Origin of the sequence: Mesorhizobium sp. M7A.F.Ca.CA.002.15.2.1 (genome assembly GCF_003998715.1) — a bacterium.
Classification (GTDB): Bacteria; Pseudomonadota; Alphaproteobacteria; order Rhizobiales; family Rhizobiaceae; genus Mesorhizobium; species Mesorhizobium ciceri.
Map to the genome: position 1 here is coordinate 1 of NZ_RZPI01000610.1, position 3,428 is coordinate 3,428.

Consider the following 3,428-nt stretch of genomic DNA (forward strand, 5'->3'; position numbering starts at 1 on the left):
GCCCCGGCCTGCAGACGGTGCCCTCCCGGTCCGGCGCCCCACCCGACCCGGAGGGACTTGCGGAGAATCGGAGCCGATGCGAACCTCGCCGCAACATGGCTCGCGCGCGTTCTGATTCTCCGCCTCTCTTTGAGATCATCGAGAAGCCCGACTTCTCCTTCGAGACGAAGGCGATGGCGGAGGGCCTGTGGCCGGTCGCCGGGATGGACGAGGCAGGCCGCGGCCCCCTGGCCGGGCCGGTGGTCGCCGCAGCGGTGGTGCTCGATCCCGCCAACATTCCCGACGGCCTCGACGATTCCAAACGCCTCAGCCATTTACAGCGTGAGGCCCTGTTCCTGCGCATTCTCGGCTCCGCACAGGCGGTCTCGATGGCCTCCATCAGCGCCGAGGGCATCGACGGCAGCAACATCCTCAAGGCAAGCCTGGAAGCCATGCGGCGCGCGCTGGTAGGGCTGTCGGTCCGGCCGAAGCTTGCGCTTGCCGATGGACGCGACGTGCCGCCGGGACTGCCTTGTGAAGGGCGCGCGCTGATCAAGGGCGACCAGCGTTCGCAGTCGATCGCCGCCGCCTCGATCGTCGCCAAGGTGATGCGCGACCGCATGATGTGCGGCTGCGGCAACCATCACGACCGCTACGGGTTCGAAGTCCATATGGGCTACGCCACGGTTCGTCATCGCACCGCGATCGAAGCGCATGGCCCGGTGGCGCGGCTGCACCGCGTGTCGTTTGCGCCATTCCGGCTGGGTGGGGCCGAGGTGGACGTGGTGGAAGAAGAGAGCTTCGCCGGGCTGGATTGAGCGACGACGACGACAAGCCAATCTCCCCCCTTGTGGGGGAGATGTCCGGTAGGACAGAGGGGGGCGCTGTCCCGCCGGCCTCTCAATCGATTGCAGTTATGCCCTCAGGCTTGTCCCGATAGACCTTAGGACAACAAAGGTTAGCGTTCCTTCACGCCCCCCTCTGCCCTGCCGGGCATCTCCCCCACGAGGGGGGAGATTGGCAGCTTCAGCGCCGCAACAAAAAAGCCGCCGGGTTGCCCGGGCGGCTTTCGATGACTGGCTAGACGAACCGCCTAATTCAGCTTCGACTTCACGTCCGCGAGCGAAGCCTTGAACAGATCTGCACCGGCCTTGGCGTCGATCTTGCCGGCAAGCAGCGCGCGTGCTGCCTCGACGGCGATGTCGACGGCGCTGGCGCGCACTTCGCTGATGGCATCACGCTCGGCCTGACCGATCTTCTGTTCGGCAAGCGCGGTGCGCCTGACGACATAGTCCTCGGTCTTCTTATGCGCGTCGGCGGCAAGCATGTCGGCTTCGCGCTTGGCGGCAGCGACGATGTCGGCGGCCTCCTGCTCGGCTTCCTTGCGCTTGCGCTGGTACTGGCCGAGCAGCTGCTGGGCCTCCTCGCGCAGCCGGCGCGCTTCGTCCAGTTCATTGCTGATCCTGGCGGCACGGGCGTCGAGCGCCTTGGCGATCATGCCAGGCACCTTGATGTAGACGGCAACGCCGAGGAAGATGATCAGGGCTATCGTGGCCCAGAGCGTCGCGAGAGATGTGTAATCCATGATGCGCTCCTCACCGGGCCACGGATTTGACCGCGGCCGCGATCTCGGCCTTGCTGGCCTTGCCGCCAACCAGAGCCTCGACGATCGCCGAAGCGGTGTCCTCGGCGATGCTGCCGACTTCCTTCATGGCATTGGCCTTGATGGAAGAAATGCGGGCTTCGGCTTCGCCAAGCTTCGCGTCGAGCGCAGCCTCGACCTTCTTGCGAGCGGTGTCGGCCTCGGCCTTGGCAGCGTCGTTGGCCTGCTGGCCGATCGCGTTGGCCTTGGTCTTGGCTTCCGCCAGTTCCTGCTCGTAGGCAGCAACGGCGGCGTCGGCCTCGCCCTTCAACCTGGCCGCCTGGTCGAGGTCCTGCGTGATGCGATCGTTGCGGACATCGATGATGCCGCCGACGCGCGGCATCACCACCCGCTTCAGGAAGAGATAGAACAGCCCGAAGGTGATCGCCAGCCACAGAAGCTGCGACGGGAACGTCGCCGGATCGAATGGCGGAAACGTGCCATGCGCTTCAGCAGGCACGCTGGTGCCGGAATGCGTGTCGCCTTCCGTCGCAGCGTGGCTGGTATCGGCTGATGGCGCGGACTCTTGCGCAAAGGCAGATGTCACGAACATGGACTATCCCCGAAATTCAGGCCCGCCGCTTGCGCGGCCGGCCTGTCCAATCTTCCCGAGTGCTCAGCCGAACAGGGCCAGAAGCGCGATGAGAAGCGAGAAGATGCCCAGAGCTTCGGTCACGGCAAAGCCGAAGATCAGACGGCCGAACTGGCCATCGGCGGCCGACGGGTTGCGCAGTGCGCCCGCCAGGTAGCTGCCGAAGATGTTGCCGAGGCCAATGCCCGCGCCACCCATGCCCAGGCAAGCGATGCCGGCGCCGATGTACTTTGCTGCTTCTGCGTCCATTTGTTCAACTCCTTTGGATCTAAAATTCCGTTGCGATTCCATCCGGCGCCAATGTTGGAAATCTTTGGGCCGGAAACTTTTGGACCTAGTGCCCTGGATGCAGGGCGTCGTTGAGATACATGCAGGTCAACACGGCAAAGACGTAGGCCTGCAGGAAGGCGACCAGCAGTTCCAGTGCCGTCAGCGCCACCGCCATCGCCAGAGGCAGGATCGAGCCGGCGACGCCAACCGCGCCGAGCGCGCTCAGGCTGACGACGAAGCCGGAGAACACCTTCAGCGTGATGTGGCCGGCGAGCATGTTGGCGAACAGACGAACCGAGAGGCTGACCGGGCGCGACACGAAGGAGATTACTTCGATCAGCACCACGAGAGGCAGCAGGAAGACCGGCACGCCGTGCGGCACGAACAGTTTCAGGAAGCCAAGACCATGCTTCATGAAGCCGTAGACGACCACGGTTGCGATCACCAGCACGGCAAGGCCGAAGGTGACGATAATGTGGCTGGTGACGGTGAAGAAATAGGGGAACAGGCCAAGCAGATTGGCGACGAGCACGAACATGAACAGCGAGAACACGAGAGGGAAGAACTTCATGCCCTGCGTGCCGGCGGCGTCGCGCAACATGTTGCCGACAAACTCGTACGCCATCTCGGAGACCGACTGAAGCCGCCCGGGAACCAGGCTGCGGCTCGACGTCGTGAGAAACAGGAATCCAGCCGCGACGATCACGGTTGCGACCATGAACAGCGCCGAATTGGTGAAAGACAGGTCATAGCCGCCGATGTCGATCGGAATCAGCTTGTTGATATGGAACTGGTGGATCGGATCGACCTTGTCAGCTGCCACGTTCAAACCCCGTCAATGCCGCGTACGGCCTCGTTACCATTACCGCACATGGTGCGCGGTCATTTCTTGTCGTCTTAGCCACGGCGCGATTTATCGCCCTGTCCAAATTCTGCCACGACGCC

The 3,428-nt window shown here is 63.7% G+C and carries 5 protein-coding genes; 1 reads left to right on the top strand and 4 read right to left on the bottom strand.

Annotated features, from left to right (window positions below; genetic code table 11):
• Positions 1-95: 95 nt before the first annotated feature.
• On the top strand, positions 96-797 hold the full coding sequence (locus tag ENZ74_RS26120; RefSeq protein WP_027164182.1) for a ribonuclease HII: 702 nt from the start codon (positions 96-98) through the stop codon (positions 795-797).
• A 275-nt stretch (positions 798-1,072) separates the two neighbouring features.
• Here the strand turns inward: ENZ74_RS26120 and ENZ74_RS26125 are convergent, their stop codons facing one another.
• The 4 genes from ENZ74_RS26125 to ENZ74_RS26140 all read right to left on the bottom strand — a co-directional run bounded on the left by ENZ74_RS26125 (position 1,073) and on the right by ENZ74_RS26140 (position 3,306).
• Positions 1,073-1,564 (bottom strand): F0F1 ATP synthase subunit B, encoded by a 492-nt coding sequence (locus tag ENZ74_RS26125; protein ID WP_013532841.1) that lies wholly within the window; start codon positions 1,562-1,564, stop codon positions 1,073-1,075.
• A gap of 10 nt (positions 1,565-1,574) precedes the next feature.
• Positions 1,575-2,174, bottom strand: coding sequence for a F0F1 ATP synthase subunit B (locus ENZ74_RS26130; RefSeq protein WP_013532842.1), 600 nt, complete (start codon positions 2,172-2,174; stop codon positions 1,575-1,577).
• 63 nt (positions 2,175-2,237) lie between these two features.
• Positions 2,238-2,462, bottom strand: coding sequence for a F0F1 ATP synthase subunit C (locus ENZ74_RS26135; RefSeq protein ID WP_006206606.1), 225 nt, complete (start codon positions 2,460-2,462; stop codon positions 2,238-2,240).
• 85 nt (positions 2,463-2,547) lie between these two features.
• The gene (locus ENZ74_RS26140) at positions 2,548-3,306 is read right to left on the bottom strand and encodes a F0F1 ATP synthase subunit A (RefSeq protein ID WP_013532843.1); all 759 of its coding nucleotides are present in this window, start codon (positions 3,304-3,306) and stop codon (positions 2,548-2,550) included.
• Between the last annotated feature and the right edge of the window lie 122 nt (positions 3,307-3,428).

Coding starts and splice junctions, on each gene's coding strand:
- ENZ74_RS26130 (WP_013532842.1), bottom strand. CDS start 2,174: ATGTTCGTGACATCTGCCTTTGCGCAAGAGTCCGCGCCATCAGCCGAT.
- ENZ74_RS26125 (WP_013532841.1), bottom strand. CDS start 1,564: ATGGATTACACATCTCTCGCGACGCTCTGGGCCACGATAGCCCTGATC.
- ENZ74_RS26120 (WP_027164182.1), top strand. CDS start 96: ATGGCTCGCGCGCGTTCTGATTCTCCGCCTCTCTTTGAGATCATCGAG.
- ENZ74_RS26135 (WP_006206606.1), bottom strand. CDS start 2,462: ATGGACGCAGAAGCAGCAAAGTACATCGGCGCCGGCATCGCTTGCCTG.